A 22905-nucleotide genomic window follows, 5' to 3' on the forward strand; every position below is an offset into this window, starting at 1 on the left:
TCGGTGGCGGCGGTCTCAGTGGCGGCGGACTCGGTGGCGGCGGACTCGGTGGCGGCGGACTCGGTGGCGGCGGACTCGGTGGCGGCGGACTCGGGCGCGACGGTGGCGGCGGTGTCGCTCGCCGGTTCCGGGGTGGTGGGGCGCTCGGCCGTCGCCGTCTCGCCGCCCGCCGAGAAGTCGAAGGCGCCGGTGGGCTTGTACACGTTGCCCTGGCGGGGTTTCGGCTGCTCGGCGGCCTCGAGCTCCTCGGCCTCGCGCAGACTGATCTTCCGGCGGCGGCTGATGGTGAGGCCCGCGACCAGCGCGATCAGCACGATCACCGCGACCACTGCTACGAGGATCCAGAGGGTCTGCGTCGTCACACCCCCAGCCTTCCACGCCGCCGGGAGCGCCGCGCCGCGGGTTACGAGGCGGGGCGGAGGCGCTGGGAGATGACGGTGGTGATGCCATCTCCGCGCATGGAGACGCCGTAGAGCGCGTCGGCGACCTCCATCGTGGGCTTCTGGTGGGTGATCACGATCAGCTGCGAGGTCTCGCGCAGCTCCTCCATCAGCGAGATGAGCCTGCGGAGGTTCGCGTCGTCCAGGGCGGCCTCGATCTCGTCCAGCACGTAGAAGGGCGAGGGCCGGGCGCGGAAGATCGCGACCAGCAGCGCCATGGCGGTGAGCGAGCGCTCGCCGCCGGAGAGCAGCGACAGCCGCTTGACCTTCTTGCCCGGAGGTCGGGCCTCCACCTCGATGCCCGTCGTCAGCATGTCGTCCGGGTCGGTGAGCACGAGCCGTCCGTCGCCGCCCGGGAAGAGCGTGGCGAACACCGTCTCGAACTCCCGCGCGACGTCCGTGTACGCCTGCGTGAACACCTCGAGGATCTTGTCGTCCACCTCGCGGACGACGGTGAGCAGGTCACGGCGGGTGTTCTTGAGGTCCTCGAGCTGCGTGGAGAGGAACGTGTAGCGCTCCTCGAGCGCCGCGAACTCCTCCAGCGCCAGCGGGTTGACCTTGCCCAGCAGCGAGAGGTCCCGTTCGGCGCGCTTCGCCCGGCGCTCCTGGGTCGGCCGGTCGAACGGCATCGCGGGCGGCGCGACGACGTCCTCGCCGCGCTCCTTGGCCGCCTCGTACTCCGCCATCTCCGCGGGCGAGGGCGGCACCCCGACCGCGGGGCCGTACTCGGCGACCAGGTCGTCCACGCCGATCCCGAAGTCCCCCAGCGCCTTCTCGACGAGCTGCTCCAACCGCAGCCGCGACTGGGCGCGCGCGACCTCGTCCCGGTGGACGGCGTCGACGAGCTTGTCCAGCAGCCCGGACAGCCGACCGCTGGTCGCGCGCGCCTCGGTGAGCGCGGCCTCCCGGTCCGCCCGGGCGGCGGCGACCTCGTCCCGCTCGGCGGCGGCCGAGGCGAGCGAGACCTCCATGCGCTCCAGCGCCCTCGCCCCGGCGCCGGTCACCAGCTCGGCGACGGCGGCACCCCGCTCCCGTTCCCGGCGGGCCGCCTCGGCCCGTGCCCTCGCCTGCCGCTCCGACGCGGCCTGCCTGCGCAGGGAGTCCGCGCGCCCGGCGATCGCGCGCGCCCGCTCCTCCGCGGTGCGCAGCGCGAGCCTGCACTCGACCTCCTCGGACCGGGCGGCGGCGAGGTTGTCCGCGGCGGTGTCCCGGACCTCGGTGTCCGGCTCGTCGTCCACCGGCTCGCCCTCCGCCACGGACAGCTGCTGCTCGGCGGCCTCCAGGGCAAGCAGCGAGTCCGACCGCCGGGACTCGACGGCATCGCGCCGCTGCCGCAGCCGCTGCGCCTCCTGCTCGGCCGAACGGACGACCTGCTCCAGCCGCCCCAGCTGGCTGCCCGCCGCGGACCGCCGCTGCTCGGCGGTCCGCCGCGCGGCGGTCGCGGCCTCGACCTCCTGCTTGCGAGCCGCCTCCTCGGCCCGGGCCCCGTCGAGCGCGGGGCGCAGCCGGGCGAGCTCGGCGTCGGTGGCGTCCCGTGCGGCGACGGCCTCGTCGACGGCGGCCTGCACCTCCAGCGCGCCCCCGCCCCCACCCGACCCGCCACGGGCACGGTGCAGCTCGAGCACGTCCCCCTCGGCGGTGACGGCCACCAGCCCGGCCTCGGCGACCACCCGCGCGTCGTCCAGCGACCCGACCAGCACGACCCGCTCCAGCACCACCGCGACCGCCGCGGCCAGTCCGCCGGGCGCGCGCACGGCCTCGGCCGCCCAGCGCCCCGCGGGCGGGGCCGCGTCGGCGACGGGCAGCGCGACCCGCCCGCCCGCACCCACCGCGCCACCGGTGCCCGGCGTGCCACTCGCGTGCCCTGCTGTCGCACTCGCGGGCCGTGCTGTCGCACTCGCGGGCTGTCCTGTCGCACTCGTGGGCTGCTGGGTCGCACTCGCGGGGTCTCGGGGCGGGGTCGTGGGGGCGGGGGTGCCGACCAGGAGGGTCGCGGCGCCGTGGTCGCCTGCGCGCAGGTCGCGGAGGGCCTCGACGGCGGCGCCCGGCCCCGCGACCGCGACACCCTCGGCCAGCTCCCCGAGCACCGCGGCGATCGCGGTCCTCGCCTCCGGCGCGACCTCGATCAACTCGGCGACCGCGCCGAGCACGCCCGCCGACCCGGACTCCAGCAGCGCGCCGGTGCCGTCCTTGCGCGCCAACCCGACCGACAACGCGTCCACCCGGGCCCGCCAGTGCGCCCGCTGCTTCTCCAGCTCCCGCTCCTGTGCGACCAGCTCCCGCACCCGCGCCGCGGCCGACTCGTGGCCCTCCCCCGCCGACTCGACCCGCTCGGCCAGGTCGCCGGCGTCCGCCTCCGCGAGCACCCCGAGCTCCTCGCGCGCGGCCTCCAGCTCCTCGGCGGCCTCGCCGATCCGGGCCTCGGCCTCGCCGAGTGCCTCCGAGAGCCGCTCGATCTCCTCCGCCGTCGCCGCAGCCGAGGACCGCAGCGCCTCGGCCTTGCCCGCCAGGGTGGCCAGGCCCGTCCTCCGGTCGGCGATGGCCCGCACCGCCGCCAGGTGCGCCCGTTCGGCGGCCTGCAGGGTGCGCTCGTGCTCGGCGCGCTCCTCCAGCACCTCGGCCAGCCGCTGCCGGGCCTCCAGGACCCCCGCGACCAGCTCGTCCTCCTGCTCGGCGACCAGGTCCGCCTCGGCGTCCAGCTCGTCCGGGTCCCGGCCGGGCGGGCGCGCCTCGCCCGCGGAGGCGAGGTGTCGGGCACGCTCCTCGGCCAGCCGGACGGTGCCCCGCAGCCGCTCGGCCAGCGCGGACAGCGCGTACCAGGTGTCCTGCGCGGCCTGCAGGCGCGGCGCGTCCGCCGCGAGGGCCTCCTCCAGCTCGGACTGGACCGCGCGGGCCTCGTCCAGCTGTGCCGCCACCTCGGCCCGCCGTGCCCGGGCCTGCTGCTCGTCCGCCTCCTCGCGGGCGAGGGAGTCCCGCAGCGTGACGATGTCGTCCGCCGCGAGCCGGATGCGCGAGTCCCGCAGCTCGGACTGCACCTGCTGCGCCTTGCGCGCGATCTCCGCCTGGCGGCCCAGCGGCTTCAGCTGGCGCCGCAGCTCGGTGGTCAGGTCCGTGAGCCGGGTGAGGTTGGCCTGCATCGCGTCCAGCTTCCGCAGCGCCTTCTCCTTGCGCTTGCGGTGCTTGAGGACGCCCGCCGCCTCCTCGATGTAGGCGCGCCGCTCCTCGGGCTTGGACCGCAGGATCGTGTCGAGCTGGCCCTGCCCGACCACGACGTGCATCTCCCGGCCGATGCCGGAGTCCGACAGCAGCTCCTGGATGTCCAGCAGCCGACAGGAGCTGCCGTTGATCTCGTACTCGCCCGCCCCGTCCCGGAACATCCGCCGGGTGATCGAGACCTCGGAGTACTCGATGGGGAGCGCGCCGTCGGAGTTGTCGATGGTCAGCGTGACCTCGGCACGTCCGAGCGGCTGCCGCCCGGACGTGCCCGCGAAGATCACGTCCTCCATCTTCCCGCCACGCAGCGCCTTGGCGCCCTGCTCGCCGAGGACCCAGGAGATGGCGTCGACGACGTTGGACTTCCCGGACCCGTTCGGCCCGACGACGGCGGTGATCCCGGGTTCGAGGCGCAGCGTCGTGGCCGAGGCGAAGGACTTGAAGCCCTTCAGCGTCAGGCTCTTGAGATGCACGGGTCCCCCGGGTCGAGTGCGATCCGCGGAACTCTACCCGGCGGCGTTGAGCAGCCAGCGGACGCCGAACCGGTCCGTGACCTGGCCGAAGTGGTCTCCCCACATCTGCTTCTCGAAGGGGACGTCCACCACCCCGCCCTCCGCGAGCGCGGTGAACCAGCCCGCGATCTTGTCCGACTCGTCCCCCGAGATGCTCACCGACACGTTCCCGGTGCTCCCGGCGGGGTGGTCCGGGTCCCCGTCCGACGCCATGAGCACGAACCCGTCCTGGGTGGTGAGCTGCCCGTGCATGACGCCCTCGGGCGGCGGGACCGGCCCGGGCGAGCCCATGTCGCCGAAGGTCATGATCTCCAGCGAGCCGCCGAGCACGGACTGGTAGAACTCCAGCGCCGCGCGCGAGGTGGTGTCGAAGTGCAGGTAGGGGTTGAGCCGAACGGACATCTCGGGCCTCCACGGAGCCGTGTGTTGGATGTGGGACGCACCGTAGACCCGGGGACCGACGAGAACTCACCGCTCGGCGAAGTCCGTCCACTCCCCCGTCGGCGCGACCCACTGCTCGGCCACGGAGTCCACCCGGCCCGGGGCCCCGGCACCCCGCAGCAGCTCCAGCAGGGCCACGCACGCCGCCCGGTCGCCGACCGCGGCGACGGCCACCCGCCCGTCCGGCAGGTTCCGCGCCTCGCCGACCAGGCCCAACTCCAGCGCACGGGCCCGCGTCCACCAGCGGAACCCGACCCCCTGCACATGGCCGCTCACCCAGGCGTTGAGCCGAACGGTCGCCTCCTCGTTGCTCCTCATCGCTCGGCTACGTTACCGGACCGTGATCGGTCCGAACGCTCGCCGGCGAGCGCTCCCCCTCCTCGCCGCGCTCGCCGCCGGGGCGCTGCTCGCGGGGCTCGGGGTGCTCGCCGTCCTTCCCGCGAGCTGGTCGGTCGCACTCGCCGGGCAGAGCACCCCGGCGCAGACCGCGGACCCCGTCCCGATCCGCGTGGTCGCGCCGTCGCCCACGACGCGGTCACCCGCGCCGCGACCCGTTCCCGCCCCGGTCGCGGCGCCCGTCGCGGAGGCGGTCGCAGCCGTGCAGGCCCCGACCATCACCCCCACGTCCACCACGCGTCCGGCCCCGGCCCCGCCCACCACGGACATCCCGGTCGCGACGGGACCGGCGGCCCGGGTCGTCGCGCTGACGAACGTCGCCCGGGAGCGGGCGGGCTGTGACCCGCTGCAGCCCGACGACCGGGTCACCGCCGCCGCCCAGGCGCACAGCGCGGACATGGCGGCGCGGGGATACTTCGCCCACGACTCGCTGGACGGGCGGGACTTCAGCGACCGGCTGCGCGCGGCAGGCTACCCCGAGCCCGGCGCCGAGAACATCGCGATGGGCCAGGAGACCGCGGACGACGTCGTCGCCGCGTGGCTGGACTCCCCCGGCCACCGTCGCAACATCGAGGACTGCTCGCTGCGGACCATCGGGGTGGGCTACGACCCGGACGGGGCCTACTGGACCCAGGACTTCGGCCGGTAGGCGTCTACGCTGCGCACATGACGGTGGTCGACAACGCGGTGTACGTCGACGGGCGGCGCGCGCGGGAGCCGGAGTCGCTCGATCAGACCATCGAGACGTTGCGGCAGTGCGACGAGCAGCCGGACTCCTTCTGCTGGATCGGGATGCTGCGGCCGACCGAGTCGGACATCGCGGAGGTCGAGAAGGAGTTCGGCCTGCACGAGTTGGCCGTGGAGGACACCCTGCACGGCCACCAGCGCCCCAAGCTGGAGCGCTACGGCGACACCGACTTCGTGGTGCTGCGCCCGGCGCGGTACCTGGACGACAAGGAGGAGGTCGAGCTCGGGGAGATCCACCTGTTCCTCGGCCCGTCGTTCGTCGTCACGGTGCGGCATGCCGCGGAACCGGACCTCAGCGCCGTCCGGCAGCGTCTGGAGGGCGACCCTGAGCTGCTGTCCCACGGCCCGTTCGCGGTGTTCTACGGGGTGCTGGACAAGATCGTCGACGACTACGGGCCGGTGCTCGACGGCCTCCAGGACGACGTCGACCAGATCGAGTCCCAGGTCTGGGGCGGCGACCCTGCGGTCTCGCAGCGGATCTACGAGCTCTCCCGCGAGGTCATCGAGTTCCAGCGCGCCGTGGAGCCGCTGGCGGAGGTCTTCGAGGAGCTGCGGATGCGGCTGTCGAAGAAGAGCGACGAACCGGACCTCGAGCTGCACCGCCTCTTCCGGGACGTCAACGACCACGCCACCCGGGTCCGCGAGCGCACCCAGGGGCTGCGGGACCTGCTGGCGAACATCCTCACCGTGAACTCCACGCTCGTCGGGCAGCGGCAGAACGAGGAGATGACCCGGTTGACCGAGGCCGGGTTCGACCAGAACGAGCAGATGAAGAAGGTGTCGTCCTGGGCGGCGATCCTCTTCACGCCGACGCTGGTCGCGGGGATCTACGGGATGAACTTCGACCACATGCCCGAGCTGCACTGGGCCTGGGGCTACCCGTTCGCCGTGGGGCTGATGTTCGTGCTCGGCGGGGGGCTGTACCTGATCTTCAAAAGACGCGGCTGGCTCTAGGTCGAGGCCGGGGCTGACAGCGGGGACACGAGTACGAGCTGCGGTTCATGAACGGCTCCCGGACGATCGGGGTGCCGCAGCGGCGGCAGGCCCGGTCGCCCTGGCCGTAGACGTTCAGGGAGCGGTCGAAGTAGCCCGAGGCCCCGTTGACGTTGACGTAGAGCGCGTCGAAGCTCGTGCCGCCCTGGGCGAGCGCCTCGACCATCACCTCGGAGGCCGCCTCCAGCACGGCGACGCCCTGCCTGCGGGTCAGCTTCTCGGTGGGGCGCAGGCCGTGCAGCCGGGCACGCCAGAGCGCCTCGTCCGCGTAGATGTTGCCGATCCCGGAGACGATCGTCTGGTCCAGCAGCGCCCGCTTGAGCTCGGTGCGGCGCCGACGCATCCCGGCGACGGCGGCGTCGAGATCGAAGAGCGGGTCCATCGGGTCCCGGCCGATGTGCGCGACGGGCTCCGGGACCCCGTCGACGAGCGGGTGGATCGACAGGCCGCCGAACGTGCGCTGGTCGACGAACCGCAGCTCGGGACCCGCATCGGCGAAGGAGAAGCGGATCCGGAGGTGCTTCTCGACGGGACGCTCGGCGTCCGCGACGAGCATCTGCCCGGACATGCCGAGGTGGGCGATGACCGCCTCGTCCTCGCCGATCTCCAGCCAGAGGTACTTGCCTCGGCGGGAGACGGCCGTGATCGTGCGGCCCTTCAGCCGCGCGGCGAAGTCCTCGCCGCCCGCGGCGTGCCTGCGCACGGCCCGCGGGTGGTCGACGCGGACCTCGGTGATCGTGCGGTCCAGGACGTGCTCGGCGAGCCCGCGCCGGACGACCTCGACCTCGGGAAGCTCGGGCACTGCTCAGGCGCTCGACGCGGCGGACTTCTCGTCCGTGAGGGTGCGCCAGGCGAGCGCGGCGGCCTTCTGCTCGGCCTCCTTCTTCGTGCGCCCCTCCCCGGACCCCAGCTCCCGCCCGCCGACGACGGCCGTGGCGGTGAACGTCTTGAGGTGGTCCGGGCCCTCCTCCTCGATGCGGTACTCGGGCACACCGAGGTTCTCCGACGCCGTCAGCTCCTGGAGGCTGGTCTTCCAGTCCAGGCCGGCGCCGAGCAGCGGAGCGGTCTGCAACAGCCCCTCGAACAGCCGGTGCACCAGGCCCCGGGTCGTCTCCAACCCGTGCTGCAGGTAGACCGCGCCGATCAGGGCCTCGGTCGCGTCCGCCAGGATGCTGGCCTTCTCCCGACCGCCGGTGAGCTCCTCGCCGCGGCCCAGGGACACGTACACCCCGAGCCCGCCGTCCGACAGCGTCGCCGCCACCCCGGCCAGCGCGTGCATGTTCACCACGCTGGCGCGGAGCTTGGCGAGCTGCCCCTCCGGCAGGTCGGGGTGGTCGCGGTAGAGCCGCTCGGTGACGATCACGCCGAGCACCGAGTCACCCAGGAACTCCAGGCGCTCGTTGGTCGGCAGGCCCCCGTTCTCGTACGCGTACGAGCGGTGGGTCAGGGCGAGGGTGAGCAGCTCGGCGCCGATCTCGACGCCGAGTGCCTCCAGCAGCGGGGCCCGGTCGGTACGCGGCCCCGTGACGCTCTTCTCGCCCACCGATCGAGGATCAGGCGGGGCGGACGACCTGGCGGCCGTCGTACTGCCCGCAGACGGGGCACGCGATGTGCTGGAGCTTCGGCTCCCGGCAGGCGCGGTTGCTGCAGGCGACGAGGGACGGCGCGGTGGCCTTCCACTGCGCCCGGCGAGAGCGCGTGTTGGACCGCGACATCCGGCGCTTGGGTACGGCCACGGCGAATCTCCTAGCTCAGTTCAATGGGGTTTCTCAGGTCAGGCGCTCACGGAGAGCGGCCCACCGAGGATCCAGTGTCTCATGCCGGTGGTCGGGCCCGAGATCGGCCCGCCTCTCCCCGCATTCGGGGCACAGACCCGGGCAGTCCTCGCGGCACAGCGGGGCCAGCGGGAGGTCGAGTGCGATGGCGTCCCGGACGGTCTGCTCGAGGTCGACGTTGTCGTCGGTGACCCGCGGGATCTCGTCCGCGTCCGTGGTCTCCTCGGTGAGCGAGTCCGGGTAGGCGAAGAGCTCCTCGATGCGCTCGACGACGTCCTCGGACAGGTCGTCCAGGCAGCGCGAACACTCCCCGGCCAGGTGCGCCGAGGCCGTCCCGGAGACGTACACGCCCTCGCTCACGGACTCGAACCGCAGGTCGAGCGCGATGTCGCTGCCCGGGGGGACGGCGAGGATGCCGGGGATCCCGATGGCGGCGTCCGGGACGTCGGAACCGGGGGCCGGGATGGTGCGGGTGGCGGTCCGCATGATGCCGGGGCGGCGGCCCAGCTCGCGGGTGGAGAAGAGCCAGGGATTGGGCTGTGTGCTCATGTCGCGGTCGAGCTTACGCGCGCCGGGAACGCCTCCGCGACGGCGGCGGCCAGGGCCAGGAAGGCCTCCCGCGTGGCGGGGCGCAGCCGGGCCGGGTCGATCCGGCCGCCGGTGCCCAGGTGGGGGTCGTGCGGAATCTCGACGACGGCCCGGGTCCGGGTGCGGAAGTGCTCCTGCAGGGCCGCCGCGTCGATCTCGCGGCTGCCCCGCCCGACGAGCACCACGACCGCCTCGCGCACCAGCCGCTCGTGCCCGTGCGCGACCAGCCAGTCCAGCGTCTTGCTCGCCCGGCCCGCGCCGTCGACGGTCGGGGCGCCGACCACGACCAGGGAGTCGGCGACGTCGAGCGTCCCGGACATCGCGGAGTGGACCATGCCGGTGCCGGAGTCGGTGAGCATCACGCTGAAGAACCGGGCCAGCACGGCGTCGACGCGCAGGTACTCGTCCCGGGTGAAGGCCTCCCCCGCCGCCGGGTCCTGCTCGGAGGCGAGGACCTGCAGCCGCCCGGCGAGGCTCGTGTAGCGGGACACCGCCGTCCAGGAGTCGATGCGGTCCAGGTCGTCCAGCAGGTCGCGGACGGTGCGGTCGGTGTGGCCGGTCAGCCGGTCGGCGAGGGTGCCCGCGTCGGGGTTGGCGTCCAGGGCGAGGATCCGGTCGCCGCGGTGCTCGGCGAGCGCGAGCCCGAGGCAGGCGGTGACGGTGGTCTTCCCGACCCCGCCCTTGAGCGACGTGATGGCGACGCGGTGCGTCCCGGCGAGCCTGCTGCGGACCCGCGCGAGCCGGTCCTGCTCGGCGAGCTGCGCAGCACTGGGCCCGGGATCGACCCGTCCGAGCGTGACCACGTGCAGCCACCGCCGCCATCCGCGGTCGGGCACGGGCCCGCGGGCGCGCAGGAGCAGATCGGGCTCGAAGGGGGCGGGAGCAGGGCTGGGGTCCTCGGACACGGGCTCTCCAACGTGGTCGGCCGCGACGGGATCGCCGCCCAACCGGTGGCCGTAACGCTCCCACCAGGTCGTGGGATCCGGCTCGTCACGGGGCTCCATGCGCGAGGACCGTAGCCCGAATACACCGTTTCGCTACGTTGTTTGATCGAATAGTGATCTTCGAGTTCGCGCCCGGCCTCCCCGATCGCACGTTTCGTGCTGTCAGCGCGGCAAGATCACCAGTTGCGTGCGCGGAGCGCTGCGCGGACCGCGCTGACACCACGTCATCGACGATCTTGTGGCGTGTGCATGGGCCGTGGAACCGGGTGCGCCCGAGATCCGTCGGAGTGCGCATGGATCTCACCGCCCTCTCCGCACCCTTCAACGGCACCCTCATGCGCGCCGCGGGCGCCGTCACCGCGGCCGAGCTCCGCGGGCCCCGCCTCCGCAGGCTGTTCCCCGACACCTTCGTCCGAGCCGACGCGACCGTCGATCTCGCGCTGCGCGCCAGGGCCGCCGGTGTCTGGGCGGGTGGCGACGGCGTCGTCGCCGGGTGGGCCGCCGCGGAACTGCTCGGAGCCTCCTGCGGCCCGCTCGACGCCCCGGTCGACCTGATCCTGCCCGGCCCCCGCGGGCGGACCCGGACGCCCCCGGGCATCCGCCCCCGCCGGGTCCTCCTGCATCCCGACGAGGTGTTCCTGCGCGCGGGCGTGCCGGTCACCCTGCCCGCGCGCACCGCGTTCGACATCGCGCGGTGGGCGCCGACCCCGACCGAGCGGGTCGCGGGCGCCGAGGCCGTCGCCCATGCGTGCTCGCTCCGCGTCGCCGACATCCGAGCCGTCTGGCGGCGTCACCCGGGCGCCCACGGCACGGCCGGGCTCCCCGCGCTGCTCGACCTGGTGAACCCGCTCGTCGAGTCGCCGATGGAGACCCGCATCCGGATGGCGCTGGTCCTCGCAGGCCTCCCGATGCCGCGCGTGCAGCACTGGTCCGGCGGCCACCGCCTGGACATGGCCTACCCCGAGGTGCTGCTCGGCGTCGAGCACAACGGGAGCCACCATCGCGAGCCCGAGCAGGCGCGTCGCGACCTCGTCCGGGAGGCCGAGCTCACCCGAGCGGGATGGCGGCTGCTCCGCTACCCCGCCCGTACCGTGCTGGGCTCGCCGGAGGCCATCGCGGCCGAGGTCCGCTCGGTGTTGGCCGGCGTCGCGGGAGGCCGAGCTCTCCTGAGTTCATGATCGGCGTTTCCGTGCTCTCAGCGCTGTCCGCACCACGCTCGGAGCACGCAACCGACGATCTTCCCGCGCTGAGCGCACGAAACGTGCAAAGCCGGGGCGGTCAGTCGATCAGGTCCATCCCCGTGCCCGTGCGGCCGTGCATGGCGGGAGCGGGGGTGCCGTTCGGGGAGCCGCCCTTCCACAGCTGGCTCCGGCCCCGCGACACCGTGCGCAGGGCCTTGGTCAGGGTGTCCTCGAACTCCGCGAGCTTGGCGTCCACGTACCCGTCGCACTCCTGGCGCAGCCGGTCCGCCTCGCCCTCGGCGGCGTCGATCAGCCGCGCGGACTCGGCGTGGGCCGCGCGCACGATCTCGGTCTGCGAGACCAGCCGCGCCTGCTCCAGCTGCCCGTCCGCGACGTACCGGTCGTGCGCCGCCCGGCCCGCCTCCACGGTCCGTTCGGCGTCGTGTCGGGCGCGGGCGCTGAGCTCCTCGTACTCCTGACGCCCCTCGGCGATCATCTCGTCCGCCGCGTGCCGGGCCTCGGCGAGGGTCCGCTCGGCCTCCTCGCGGGCCTCGGCGACCAGGCGCTCGGCCTCGGCGCGGGCGTCCGCGAGCAGCTCGTCGGACTCGGTCGTCGCGGCCGAGCGGGTCTCCTCGGCCTCGCGGTCCGCCTCCCCGACGATCTCGTCCCGGCGGTCCAGGACGTCCTGCGCGTCGTCCAGCTCGCCGGGGATGGCCTCGCGGACGTCGTCGAGCAGGTCGAGCACGTCGCCGCGCGGGACCACGCAGTTGCTCGTCATGGGGACGCCGCGCGCCTCCTCCACGACGGTCACCAGCGCGTCGAGTGACTCGAAGACCCTGTACACGAGGCGGATCCTCTCACCGGGCCGGCCCGGTCGCCCGTATTCGGCCCGGCCAGGCGTGTCAAGTCCGCCACGCATGACCCACCGGGGGATCGGGTACCCCTCAGGCCCGCTCCGCGATCCGGTCCAGCAGCTGCCGGTGCACCGACGGCGTCAGCAGGTGCGCCACGTCGCCCCCGTAGGTCGCGACCTCCTTGACCAGCGAGCTGGACACGAAGCTGTACTCCGGGCTGGTCGACATGAACAGCGTGTCCACACCGGACAGCCGCTGGTTCATCTGCGCCATCTGCAGCTCGTAGTCGAAGTCCGTGACCGCGCGCAGGCCCTTCACGATCGCCTTGACGTCGTGGTCGCGGCAGTAGTCCACGAGCAGGCCGTGGAAGGAGTCCGTCCGGACGTTCGGCAGGTCGGCCGTGACCTCGTCGAGCATGGCGATGCGCTCCTCGACGGAGAACAGGCCCTGCTTCTTCTTGTTGATCAGCACGGCGACGACGACCTCGTCGAACAGGCCGGAGACCCGCCCGATCACGTCCAGGTGGCCCAGCGTCACGGGATCGAACGAACCGGGACAGACCGCGCGCCTCATCGCACCTCACCAGGCATGTCCGGACCGTAACAGCCGCCCACGTGCAGCACGGTGTCCCCGTAACGCCGCTCACGCACCCCCGTGAACCCTTCGGGCCACGGGAACGCGGCCCCGCGCTCGCGCTCCACGACCACCACCGCGTCGGGGGCGATCCAGCCGGAGAGCCGCCCGGTGTGCAGCCACCGCGCGATCGCCTCGTCCGGCTCGGCGTAGGGCGGGTCGACGAACACGAGGTCGTGCGCGTGCGCCGGCTCCGACTCCAGCACGGTGCCCGCCGGCCCGTACCGCACGTCCCCACCCAGCCCGACGGCGGCGACGTTCTTCCGCAGCACCGCCACCGCCCGCCTGTCCAGCTCGACGAACGTCGCGTGCGCGGCCCCGCGGGACAACGCCTCCAGCCCCAGCGCCCCGGACCCCGCACAGAGGTCCAGCACCACGGCCCCGTCCACACCGGGATCGTGGGTGAGCGACGAGAACAGCGCCTCCCGCACCCGGTCCGAGGTGGGCCGCGTCCCCTCCGCGGGCACGGTCAGCCGCCGCCCGCCTGCCGCCCCGGCGATGATGCGCGTCACCGGGGCAGCCTCTCATCCACGGGTCACTCGATCTCCAGGAGCAGGTCCCCGCCCTCGACCTGCTGGACCTTGCCGATGGCCAGCCGGGACACCGTGCCGCCGCGCTGCGCGGAGATCGACGCCTCCATCTTCATCGCCTCGATCGTCGCGACGGTCTGCCCCACGGAGACGGAGTCGCCCTCGTCGACCTGCAGCGTGACGACCCCGCCGAACGGCGCCGCGACGTGGTGGTCGTTGCCCCGGTCGGCCCGCTCGGCCGCCTTGACGTCGGTCTTCACCGACCGGTCGCGCACCGACACCGGTCGCAGCTGCCCGTTGAGCGTGGTCAGCACCGAGCGGTAGCCGCGCTCGTCGGCGTCCCCGATCGCCTCGAGCTCGATCAGCAGCGTGACACCCTGCTCCAGGGTCACGGTGTGCTCGAGGTCCTGCTCCAGGCCGTAGAAGAAGTCCTTCGACGACAGCACGCTGGTATCGCCGTAGGCCTCCCGGTGTGCGTCGTAGTCCTTCGTCGGGCCGGGGAACAACAGGCGGTTGAGCGTGCGGCGGGTGTCGTCCCGCAGGCCCCGACGGTCGTCGATGGACAGCTCCGGCTGCGCGGCCTCGGGCGAACGGCCCTCCAGCGCGCGGGTGCGGAACGGCTCCGGCCAGCCGCCGGGCGGGTCGCCCAGCTCGCCGCGCAGGAACCCGATCACCGAGTCCGGCACGTCGAACTTGCCAGGGTCCGACTCGAAGTCCGCGGCGGTCACCCCCGCACCGACCAGGTGCAGGGCCAGGTCCCCCACCACCTTCGACGACGGCGTGACCTTCACCAGGCGGCCGAGCATCCGGTCCGCCGCGGCGTAGCAGTCCTCGATCAGCTCGAACCGGTCCCCCAGCCCCAGCGCGATGGCCTGCTGTCGCAGGTTGGACAGCTGCCCACCGGGGATCTCGTGGTGATAGACCCGCCCGGTCGGCGAGGCCAGCCCGGACTCGAAGGGCGCGTAGACCTTCCGCACCGCCTCCCAGTACGGCTCCAGGTCCCCGACGGCCTGCAACGACAGCCCGGTCTCCCGCGGAGTGTGGTCCGTGGCCGCCACCAGCGCCGACAACGACGGCTGCGAGGTCGTCCCGGCCATCGACGCCACCGCGGCGTCCACCGCGTCCACCCCGGCGTCGATCGCCGCGATCAGCGTGGCCAGCTGCCCGCCCGCGGTGTCGTGGGTGTGCAGGTGGACGGGGAGGTCGAACCGCTCCCGCAGCGCCGTGACCAGCGTGCGCGCCGCGGGCGGACGCAGCAGCCCGGCCATGTCCTTGATCGCCAGCACGTGCGCGCCCGCGTCGACGATCTGCTCGGCCAACCGCAGGTAGTAGTCCAGGGTGTAGAGCCGCTCGGCCGGGTCGGACAGGTCGGCGGTGTAGCAGAGCGCCACCTCCGCGACCGCCGTCCCGGTCTCCCGCACCGCGTCGATGGCCGGGCGCATCTGCGCGACGTCGTTGAGCGCGTCGAAGATCCGGAACACGTCCATGCCGGTCTTCGCCGCCTCGGCGACGAACGCGTCCGTCACCTCGGTCGGGTACGGCGTGTAGCCGACGGTGTTGCGGCCGCGCAGCAGCATCTGCGTGCAGATGTTCGGCACCGCCTCCTTCAACGCCGCCAGCCGCTCCCACGGGTCCTCGGCCAGGAACCGCAGCGCCACGTCGTAGGTCGCGCCACCCCAGCACTCCAGGCTGAGCAGCTCCGGCGCGGTCCGTGCCACGTACGGCGCCACCGCCAACAGGTCCCGCGTGCGGATCCGGGTCGCCAGCAGCGACTGGTGGGCGTCGCGGAAGGTGGTGTCGGTGACGGCGACGGCGGTCTGCGCCCGCAGCCGTCGGGCGAACTCCTCGGGCCCGACCTCGCGCAGCAGCTGCGCCGACCCGGCGGGCGCCTCGGCGTTCAGGTCCACCGACGGCAGCTTCTCGACGGGCTCGACGACCGCCGGGCGCGGACCGTTCGGCTTGTTCACCGTGGTCTCGGCCAGGTACGCCAGCACCCGCGACCCGCGGTCCGCCGAGGGCCGCGCCCTGAGCAGCTCCGGGCGCTCCTCGATGAAGCTGGTGGTGATGTTGCCTGCGGCGAAGTCCGGGTCGTCCAGCACCGCGGCCAGGAACGGCAGGTTCGTGGAGACCCCGCGGATCCGGAACTCGGCGATCGCGCGGCGGGCGCGGCGCACGGCGTTGGGGAAGTCGTGGCCGTGGCAGGTCAGCTTGACCAGCATCGAGTCGAAGTGCGCGGAGACCTCGGCGCCGGTGTGCACGGTGCCGCCGTCCAGCCGCACGCCCGGGCCGCCCGGGGAGCGGTAGGCGCCGATCACGCCGGTGTCCGGGCGGAAGCCGTTGGCCGGGTCCTCGGTGGTCACCCGGCACTGCAGCGCCGCGCCGGAGATCGTCACCTCGTCCTGGGTGAGGTGCAGCTCCGGCAGCGTGAGGCCGGAGGCGATGCGCAGCTGCGCGATGACCAGGTCCCGGTCCGTGACCTGCTCGGTCACGGTGTGCTCGACCTGGATGCGCGGGTTCATCTCGATGAAGACGTGGTTGCCGCTCTCGTCCACGAGGAACTCGACGGTGCCCGCGTTGACGTACCCGATCGCCCGCGCGAACTTCACGGCGTCGTCGCAGATCTGCGCGCGCAGCGCGGGGTCCAGGTTCGGCGCGGGCGCGATCTCGACGACCTTCTGGTGCCGCCGCTGCACCGAGCAGTCCCGCTCGTAGAGGTGCGAGACGTTGCCCTCGGCGTCCGCGAGGATCTGCACCTCGATGTGCCGCGGGTTCACCACGGCCTGCTCGAGGAAGACGGTCCCGTCGCCGAAGGCGGACTCGGCCTCGCGGGAGGCCGCCTCGATCGCATCACGCAGCTCGGCCGGGTCCTGGACCCGGCGCATCCCGCGCCCGCCGCCACCGGCCACCGCCTTGACGAACACCGGGAACCCGATGCCCTCCGCCGCCGCGACCAGCTCGTCCACGTCCGACGACGGCTCCGACGACGCCAGCACCGGCACCCCGGCCTCCCGCGCGGCCGCGACCGCCCGGGACTTGTTGCCGGTCAGGTGCAGCACGCTCGCGGGCGGCCCGACGAAGGTGATCCCCGCCTCCGCGCACGCCGCGGCCAGGTCCGGGTTCTCCGACATGAAGCCGTAGCCGGGATAGACGGCGTCCGCCCCGGCCTTCCTCGCCGCTTCGATGATCTCCTCGACCGACAGGTACGCGCGCACCGGATGGCCGCGCTCGCCGATCAGGTAGGACTCGTCCGCCTTCGCGCGGTGCAGCGAGTTGCGGTCCTCGTACGGGAACACCGCCACCGTGGAGACACCCAGCTCGAAGGCGGCCCGGAACGCCCGGATCGCGATCTCACCACGGTTGGCCACCAGGACTTTCTCGAACATCCGGCTCCTCGTTCCGTCGGACGTTGACGCAGGCCCCCGGATCAGGGACCCCGGCAGCCTGACACGGGGCCCGCAGCCCGTCGACTCTTGATTCACCAGATGAGACCACCGGTGTCACACGGGCGTCCTCTGAGGTTCCGCTGAGACGGTCGGGGTCCCGCCGTGCGGCCGACCGGGGCATCTCGGATCGAGGTCGGTGCGCCCGTCCCCCGGGTGGGGTACCAAGGAGGGATGACACGGCGTCCGCATCACCCGGGCGGCTTCGGGCCTGGGAACGGCTTCGGCTGGGAGTCCCCGGGAGAGCGGACGGCCCGGCGCGTCCGGCGGGCCGCCGGGCGGCGCCACCCGGGCCACCCGCGCTCCCCGCACCACGGCTACCGGCCCGGGGTGGCCGTCCCCTCGCCGTGGATCGCCCTGCCACTCATCGTGTTGCTGATCGGGTTGCTGGGCAGCGCCGCGGCGGCCACGGCGTTCATGGCGGTGTCGTTCTCCCCGCTGTTCCTGCTGGCCGTCATCGCGATCACCGCGCACCGCTCCGGCAGACGACGCGTGATCGCCCCGCCACCCGCGCCCGTCGCCGCCCCGCCGCCCCCGCCCGCCTGGAACGCCGCGCGCGAGCGGTTCGACCGGCTCCGCGAGGAGTACACGGCCTACGAGTGCGACGCGATGGCCGTGCTGCGCCTGCCCGCCCTGGCGGACGTGTCGGTCCCCAGCACGGGCCGGTTCGTCGAGGCGTTCGCCGAGGCCCAGGCGCTGGACACCGACACCCGTCCGGCCGACCGCGCACACGCCCAGGCTTTCGTCGCCGCGGTGGACCGTGCGGTGCGGGCGTGGGAGGCGGCACGAGACGCCGCCGAGCGGATCCGCCACTCCACCCTCACCCAGCCGGAGCGCACCGCGGTCGAGCGGGCCATCAAGCTGCTCACCACGGCCCGGGACTCGGACAACGACGCCGAGCGCCACGCCGCCTACGCCCTCGCCCGCTCCGAGCTGGCGAAGCTGGAGAAGGCCGGCGTGGTCCACCTCCCCCGCCAGGCCACGATCGCCCTGGAGAACGACGGTCGAGGCCACCTGAGCGCCTGAGCGGTCACAGCGTGGGGGGCAGGCCCAGCCAGGGCTTGTCGGCCGCGGCGAACCCGGTGATCGCGGCGATCCTCCCATCGACGATGTCCAGGACGTCGACGGCGAACAGCCGGTACACCGGGTCCGCCGGTGTGCGCAGGTACTCCACGACCGCGGGCATGCGGTTGACGGTCGCGACGACACAGCGCCAGTCGTCGTAGCCGGGCCCGCCGAACCCGCCCTCCACCCAGGAGTCCAGCGCGGCCCGCCCGCCGACCACGACGCCGGGGTCCGGAGGCATCGCGAAGCGCAGGTCCTCGCGCATGAGCGACAGCAACCCGTCGAGGTCGTTGCGCTCGTGCGCCTCCACCCACGCCTTCACCGTGGCCCGCTCGTCGTCCGACAGCTCCCGGGTGGCGGGGGTGCGCCAGTCGAGCCGTCGCTCGGGTAGCCGCTCGCGCATCGTCACGCGCGCCCGCTGCAGGGCACTGGTCACGGAGGCGACGGTCAGCTCGAGCGCGTCGGCGGTCGCGGCAGCGGGCCAGCCGAGGACGTCGCGCAGGATCAGCGCCGCCCGCTGGCGCGGCGGCAGGTGCTGCACGGCGACGATGAAGGCCAGCTCGATCGTCTCCCGGGCCACCGCCGACTCGTGCGGGTCCTCGGGGAGCATCCGGTCCGGGTAGGGCTGCAGGTAGCGCACCTCCGAGCCGCCACCCGGCAGCTCGGCGGGCACGGGCGTGCGGTGGTTGCGCTTGTCCAGGAAGTCGAGGCAGGCGTTCGTCGCGATCCGGTGGAGCCAGGTCCGCAGCGCGGCCCGGCCGTCGAACGACTCCCGCCCGTTCCACGCCCGCAGGAACGTCTCCTGGGTCAGGTCCTGTGCGTCCTCGTAGTTCGCGAGCATCCGGTAGCAGTGCACCTGCACCGCACGCCGATGGCGCTCGGTCAGCAGGGCGAACCCCGCGGTGTCACCCGCGCGGGCCGCCACGATGAACGTGTCCTCGTCGGTGCGCTGCGGGCCGGCGTCGGTCATGTCGCTTCCTTCCGGTCAAGGGGGCTACCAGAACCGACGACGCGGTGGAGGATTTCTGATCGGTGGCGCCGGGCGCTCGGGTCAGACCTTGTCGAGGTAGGCCGCGGCCGACTCGTCTCCGATCGTCTCCGTGACGAGGGCGCGGAGGCCGGGGTGGTTCTTCAGGCCCGGGTCGCTCGCCACCACGCGGGCGGCGGCGAGGCGGGTCTCCGCGATCACCTGCTCGTGCCGGAGCAGGGACAGCAGCTTGAGGCCGGAACGGGTGCCGGACTGCGTGGAGCCCAGGATGTCCCCCTCGCGCCGCAGCTCCAGGTCCAGCCGGGCGAGCTCGAAGCCGTCCGTGGTGGAGGCGATCGCGTCCAGCCGCTCGCGGGCCGTCGTGCCCGGCGGCATGTCCGTGACCAGCAGACACACCCCGGGCGCCGACCCGCGGCCGACGCGGCCGCGCAGCTGGTGGAGCTGTGAGAGGCCGAACCGGTCCGCGTCCATGATGATCATGCCGGTGGCGTTCGGCACGTCCACGCCGACCTCGATCACGGTCGTGGCCATGAGCACGTCCGTCTCGCCCGCGTCGAAGGCCCGCATCCGGGCCTCCTTCTCGTCCGCGGGGAGCTTGCCGTGCAGGATCCCGATCCGCAGCCCGGCGAGCGGTCCCTCGGCGAGCTGCGGGGCGACGTCCTCCACCGCCAGCGGCGGGCGGCGCTCCTCCTCGTCCGCCCCCGCGTCCTCATCCGGCTCCTCCTCGGTGTCCTTCTTCCTGGACACCGCGTACTCCCCGCCCACCCGCGGGAACACGACGTAGCACTGGTGCCCGCCGGCGACCTCCTCGCGGATCCGCGCCCACACCCGGTCCAGCCAGGAGGGCTTCTCCCCCGCCGGGACCACCGTCGTCCTGATCGGCGAGCGGCCCGTGGGCAGCTCGGTGAGCGCCGAGACCTCGAGGTCGCCGTAGACCGTCATCGCGACGGTCCGCGGGATCGGCGTGGCGGTCATGACCAGCAGGTGCGGGGTCCGCTCGCCGCGGCCGCGCAGCGCGTCCCGCTGCTCCACGCCGAAGCGGTGCTGTTCGTCCACGACCACGAGCCCCAGCTCGGCGAACCCGACCGTGTCCTCGATGATCGCGTGCGTCCCGACGACGATCCCCGCGGCCCCGGACTGGATGTCCAGCAGCGCCTTCCGCCGCTCCGCGGTGCTCATCGAGCCCGTGAGCAGCGTGACCTGCGTGGCGTTGTCGGCGGAGCCGAGCTCACCGCCCGCCCCGAGCGGACCGAGCATCGCCCGCAGCGACCGCGCGTGCTGCGTGGCCAGGACCTCGGTGGGCGCCAGCATGGCCGCCTGCCGGCCGGAGTCGACGACCTGCAGCATCGCCCGCAGCGCCACGATCGTCTTGCCCGCGCCGACGTCCCCCTGCACGAGCCGGTTCATCGGCAGCGGCCGCCCGAGGTCCGCCGAGATCTCCTTGCCCACCGCGACCTGACCCGCGGTCAGGGTGAAGGGCAGCCGGGCGTCGAACGCCTCCAGCAGGCCGCCCGCCAGCCGGGGCGACGGCGCGGCGGGCCGCCGCATCGCCCGCTCCCGCTGCAGCGACAACGCCAGCTGCACCCCGAACGCCTCGTCCCACACCAGCCGTGCCTTGGCCGCGTGCCGCTCCCCCTCGGACTGCGGCACGTGGATCCGGCGCAGCGCCGAGCCCAGCGACGACAGCCCGTGCTCCTCGCGCAGGGCGAGCGGCAGCGGGTCGGTGGGATCGTCCAGCAGCGTGAGCACCTGCCGCACGCTGCGCCCGATCGCGCTCGAGGGGACCCCCTTCGTGGCCGGGTAGATCGAGATGAAGGGCCGGTCCGCGGAGTCCTCCTCGAGCTCCTCGAACTCGGGATGGGTGAGCTGGAGCTGCGAGACCCGCCCGCGCCGGTAGACCGACACGGTCCCGGAGAACATCAGCGTGGCGCCGACCTTCACGATCCCCTGGACCTTGTAGGCGTTGAAGAAGGTGCAGGCCAGCTCGGCGCCCTTGGCGTCCCGGATCACCGCGTTCATCAGCGACCCGCGCCGGTTCTGCATCTTCCGCGTGGTCGCCGACGCCACGGTGGCGATCACCGTGACGTGGTCCCCCACCGCGAGCCCCGCGATGTCCGAGAGCTTCCCGCGCTCGACGTACCGGCGCGGATAGTGCCGCACCAGGTCCCCGACGGTGTGCAGCTCCAGCTTCCCGCCGAGCGCCTTCGCCGACGCGGCGCCGATGACGTCCACCAGGCGCGTGTCCAGATCGACCTTCACTCGACCCCCAACACCAGCGGGAAGTCCACCTGCCCGCCCCGGTAGACCACGACGTCCACCGCCGGGTGGGTGCGCCGCAGGTCCGCGGCCAGGTGCTCGCCCAGCTCGTCCGCGGCGTCCGCCCCCAGCAACGCGGTCACCAGCTCACCCCCCGCCGTCAGCATGCGGTGAGCCAACCACAGGGCACCGACACTCAGGTCGGGGGCGATCAGCACGACCTCCCCCTCGCTCATCCCGAGCACCTCGCCCGGCGCGCAGCGGCCGACGTAGGTCAGCGCCTCCTGCTCGGCCACCACCAACCCCCCGGTCCGGGTGCCCGCCGCGGCCTCGGCCATCGCGACGACGTCGTCCGCCGGGTTGCGGTCCAGGTCGTGCACGGCCAGCGCCGCCAGCCCCTGCGGCACGCTGGTCGACGGCACGACGACCACCTCCCGCCCCGCGTCCCGGGCCTCGGCCGCGACCCGGCCCGCGAGGTTGGACAGCGTCGCGTCGCAGACCAGCAGCGAGACGTGCGCGGCCCCGGTCTCCTCCACCGCCGCCAGCAGCCGCCGCCCGGTGACGGCGTGTCCCGGCCGGGTCTCCAGCACGTCCGCGCCCGCGTTGCGCGCCAGCGCCGCGGCCTCCGCGCCCGCCACGACCAGCAGCACCGCGCGGTGCCTGCGGAACTGCTGCGCCACGAACCGCATCACCGTGATCCGGTGCGGCCGCCCGGCCTCGATGCCCGCCTCGACCGCCGCGCCGACGTCCGAGCAGTGCACGTGGACGTTCCAGGTGCCGGTGCCGTCCCCGACGACGACCACGGAGTCCCCGAGCTCGGTGAGCCGCTCGCGCAGCGCGTCGACCGCCTCGTCGGAGGTGGTGTCCAGCAGGTACATGACCTCGCTGTCGTAGTCCGGCGACCCGGACTCGCGGGCGGTGGTCAGCGCGTCCGACGGGCGCACCGCGGGTCGGACGGGGCCGCGTGCGGGCGCCGTGCCGGTCACCGCCTCGACCAGGGCGTCGAGCACCACGGCGATGCCCAGTCCGCCCGCGTCGACCACCCCGGCCCTGCTGAGCTCGGCGAGCTGCCCGGTGGTGGCCGCGACGGCGGCGTGGGCGGCCGCGGCGACCTCCGCGGGCTCGGTGCCCGCCTCCGCCGCGGCGGCCAGCACGCTCAGGATCGTGCCCTCCCGCGGGACGGCGACGGCCGCGGTCGCCAGCTTCGTGGCCCGACGCAGCGCCCCGTCGAGCCCCTCACCCGCCGCCGCCGCGTCCGCGACGCCCCGCAGGAGCTGCGACAACAGCGTCCCGGAGTTCCCCCGCGCCCCCCGCAGCGCCCCGCGGGCCAATGCGGCCGCGGTGTCTCGACCGGGCCCGCCGCCCGGGGCCAGCGCCGCGACGGCCGCCTCCATCGTGAGCAGCATGTTGGTCCCGGTGTCCGCGTCCGGGACCGGGAAGACGTTGAGGCCGTCGATCTCGCCCGCCCGCTCACGCAGCCGCGCGACGGCGGTCTCGGCCCACCGCCGGAGCAGGGCGGCGTCGAGCTCGGGGGGCACGCACGCAAGCCTAATCGCGTCGGTTACCCTGGTCCCACGTGCCCGGCCTCTGCTGGGCCCACCTCCCATCGTCTACCCCGAGGAGTGTCCGACGTGGCTGCCGTCTGCGACGTCTGCGGCAAGGGTCCGGGCTTCGGCATGTCCGTCTCGCACTCGCACCGCCGTACCAACCGCCGCTGGAACCCGAACATCCAGACCGTTCGGGCCGTGAACTCCGGCGGGAACAAGGTGCGCAAGAACGTGTGCACCTCCTGCCTGAAGGCCGGCAAGGTCGCGCGCGCCTGAGCGCTCGCACCTCTCGCGGGGCGGTTCCCTCACGGGGCCGCCCCGTTCCGCTGTCCGAGGACCCGCACTCCCGACGCCGCCGGACC

20 protein-coding genes are annotated in these 22905 nt (G+C 73.8%); 5 read left to right on the top strand and 15 right to left on the bottom strand.

Going from position 1 to position 22905, the window contains the following annotated elements; genetic code table 11:
- Positions 1 to 403 precede the first annotated feature (403 nt).
- The 3 genes from ABD993_RS22355 to ABD993_RS22365 form a co-directional block, all read right to left on the bottom strand.
- Positions 404 to 4126 (bottom strand): AAA family ATPase, encoded by a 3723-nt coding sequence (locus tag ABD993_RS22355; RefSeq protein ID WP_345421767.1) that lies wholly within the window; start codon positions 4124 to 4126, stop codon positions 404 to 406.
- A 33-nt stretch (positions 4127 to 4159) separates the two neighbouring features.
- Positions 4160 to 4567: a VOC family protein gene (locus ABD993_RS22360; RefSeq protein ID WP_345421770.1), complete on the bottom strand. Its 408-nt coding sequence runs from the start codon at positions 4565 to 4567 to the stop codon at positions 4160 to 4162.
- 66 nt (positions 4568 to 4633) lie between these two features.
- Positions 4634 to 4924 (bottom strand): acylphosphatase, encoded by a 291-nt coding sequence (locus ABD993_RS22365; RefSeq protein ID WP_345421772.1) that lies wholly within the window; start codon positions 4922 to 4924, stop codon positions 4634 to 4636.
- A gap of 22 nt (positions 4925 to 4946) precedes the next feature.
- Between ABD993_RS22365 and ABD993_RS22370 the strand changes: the two genes are divergently transcribed.
- Together ABD993_RS22370 and ABD993_RS22375 are read left to right on the top strand one after the other, a co-directional pair.
- A complete protein-coding gene (locus ABD993_RS22370; RefSeq protein ID WP_345421775.1) occupies positions 4947 to 5651 on the top strand; it encodes a CAP domain-containing protein in 705 nt (234 codons plus the stop codon).
- A gap of 17 nt (positions 5652 to 5668) precedes the next feature.
- Positions 5669 to 6703, top strand: coding sequence for a magnesium and cobalt transport protein CorA (locus ABD993_RS22375; protein WP_345421777.1), 1035 nt, complete (start codon positions 5669 to 5671; stop codon positions 6701 to 6703).
- Here the strand turns inward: ABD993_RS22375 and mutM are convergent.
- From mutM to ABD993_RS22400, 5 genes are read right to left on the bottom strand one after another with little or no spacing between them, the layout of a single operon-like run.
- On the bottom strand, positions 6681 to 7544 hold the full coding sequence (mutM, locus tag ABD993_RS22380) for a bifunctional DNA-formamidopyrimidine glycosylase/DNA-(apurinic or apyrimidinic site) lyase (protein WP_345421779.1): 864 nt from the start codon (positions 7542 to 7544) through the stop codon (positions 6681 to 6683). The genes ABD993_RS22375 and mutM overlap by 23 nt on opposite strands.
- Before the next feature lie 3 nt (positions 7545 to 7547).
- Complete coding sequence (gene rnc, locus ABD993_RS22385; protein WP_345421782.1) at positions 7548 to 8285, bottom strand: ribonuclease III; 738 nt, start codon at positions 8283 to 8285, stop codon at positions 7548 to 7550.
- 10 nt (positions 8286 to 8295) lie between these two features.
- A complete protein-coding gene (gene rpmF / locus ABD993_RS22390; RefSeq protein ID WP_093079637.1) occupies positions 8296 to 8478 on the bottom strand; it encodes a 50S ribosomal protein L32 in 183 nt (60 codons plus the stop codon).
- A 33-nt stretch (positions 8479 to 8511) separates the two neighbouring features.
- Positions 8512 to 9066: a YceD family protein gene (locus ABD993_RS22395; protein ID WP_345421784.1), complete on the bottom strand. Its 555-nt coding sequence runs from the start codon at positions 9064 to 9066 to the stop codon at positions 8512 to 8514.
- Positions 9063 to 10109 carry a MinD/ParA family ATP-binding protein gene (locus ABD993_RS22400; protein ID WP_345421787.1) on the bottom strand — a complete coding sequence of 349 codons (1047 nt, stop codon included), beginning with the start codon at positions 10107 to 10109 and terminating at the stop codon, positions 9063 to 9065. The genes ABD993_RS22395 and ABD993_RS22400 overlap by 4 nt, the downstream gene beginning before the upstream one ends.
- A 233-nt stretch (positions 10110 to 10342) precedes the next feature.
- On the opposite strand from ABD993_RS22400, the gene ABD993_RS22405 reads away from it, so the two are divergent.
- Positions 10343 to 11227 carry an endonuclease domain-containing protein gene (locus ABD993_RS22405; protein ID WP_345421790.1) on the top strand — a complete coding sequence of 295 codons (885 nt, stop codon included), beginning with the start codon at positions 10343 to 10345 and terminating at the stop codon, positions 11225 to 11227.
- 100 nt (positions 11228 to 11327) lie between these two features.
- On the opposite strand, the gene ABD993_RS22410 is transcribed toward ABD993_RS22405, so the two are convergent.
- The 4 genes from ABD993_RS22410 to ABD993_RS22425 all read right to left on the bottom strand — a co-directional run bounded on the left by ABD993_RS22410 (position 11328) and on the right by ABD993_RS22425 (position 16630).
- The gene (locus ABD993_RS22410; protein ID WP_345421792.1) at positions 11328 to 12074 is read right to left on the bottom strand and encodes a DivIVA domain-containing protein; all 747 of its coding nucleotides are present in this window, start codon (positions 12072 to 12074) and stop codon (positions 11328 to 11330) included.
- A gap of 100 nt (positions 12075 to 12174) precedes the next feature.
- On the bottom strand, positions 12175 to 12657 hold the full coding sequence (coaD, locus tag ABD993_RS22415) for a pantetheine-phosphate adenylyltransferase (protein WP_345421794.1): 483 nt from the start codon (positions 12655 to 12657) through the stop codon (positions 12175 to 12177).
- Complete coding sequence (gene rsmD / locus ABD993_RS22420; RefSeq protein WP_345421797.1) at positions 12654 to 13229, bottom strand: 16S rRNA (guanine(966)-N(2))-methyltransferase RsmD; 576 nt, start codon at positions 13227 to 13229, stop codon at positions 12654 to 12656. The genes coaD and rsmD overlap by 4 nt, the downstream gene beginning before the upstream one ends.
- A gap of 23 nt (positions 13230 to 13252) precedes the next feature.
- On the bottom strand, positions 13253 to 16630 hold the full coding sequence (locus ABD993_RS22425; RefSeq protein ID WP_345421800.1) for a pyruvate carboxylase: 3378 nt from the start codon (positions 16628 to 16630) through the stop codon (positions 13253 to 13255).
- Positions 16631 to 16861: 231 nt separating this feature from the next.
- Between ABD993_RS22425 and ABD993_RS22430 the strand changes: the two genes are divergently transcribed.
- A complete protein-coding gene (locus ABD993_RS22430; protein ID WP_345421803.1) occupies positions 16862 to 17713 on the top strand; it encodes a hypothetical protein in 852 nt (283 codons plus the stop codon).
- 4 nt (positions 17714 to 17717) lie between these two features.
- Here ABD993_RS22430 and ABD993_RS22435 read toward each other — a convergent pair whose 3' ends face one another.
- The 3 genes from ABD993_RS22435 to ABD993_RS22445 all read right to left on the bottom strand — a co-directional run bounded on the left by ABD993_RS22435 (position 17718) and on the right by ABD993_RS22445 (position 22534).
- The gene (locus ABD993_RS22435) at positions 17718 to 18722 is read right to left on the bottom strand and encodes an RNA polymerase subunit sigma-70 (RefSeq protein WP_345421805.1); all 1005 of its coding nucleotides are present in this window, start codon (positions 18720 to 18722) and stop codon (positions 17718 to 17720) included.
- Positions 18723 to 18803: 81 nt separating this feature from the next.
- Positions 18804 to 20999, bottom strand: coding sequence for an ATP-dependent DNA helicase RecG (gene recG / locus ABD993_RS22440; RefSeq protein WP_345421808.1), 2196 nt, complete (start codon positions 20997 to 20999; stop codon positions 18804 to 18806).
- Positions 20996 to 22534, bottom strand: coding sequence for a DAK2 domain-containing protein (locus tag ABD993_RS22445; protein ID WP_345421811.1), 1539 nt, complete (start codon positions 22532 to 22534; stop codon positions 20996 to 20998). The genes recG and ABD993_RS22445 overlap by 4 nt, the downstream gene beginning before the upstream one ends.
- 93 nt (positions 22535 to 22627) lie before the next feature.
- Between ABD993_RS22445 and rpmB the strand changes: the two genes are divergently transcribed.
- Positions 22628 to 22819, top strand: coding sequence for a 50S ribosomal protein L28 (gene rpmB / locus ABD993_RS22450; protein ID WP_345421814.1), 192 nt, complete (start codon positions 22628 to 22630; stop codon positions 22817 to 22819).
- The last annotated feature ends 86 nt before the right edge of the window (positions 22820 to 22905 follow it).

Origin of the sequence: Pseudonocardia xishanensis, from assembly GCF_039541715.1 — a bacterium.
GTDB lineage: Bacteria > Actinomycetota > Actinomycetes > Mycobacteriales > Pseudonocardiaceae > Pseudonocardia > Pseudonocardia xishanensis.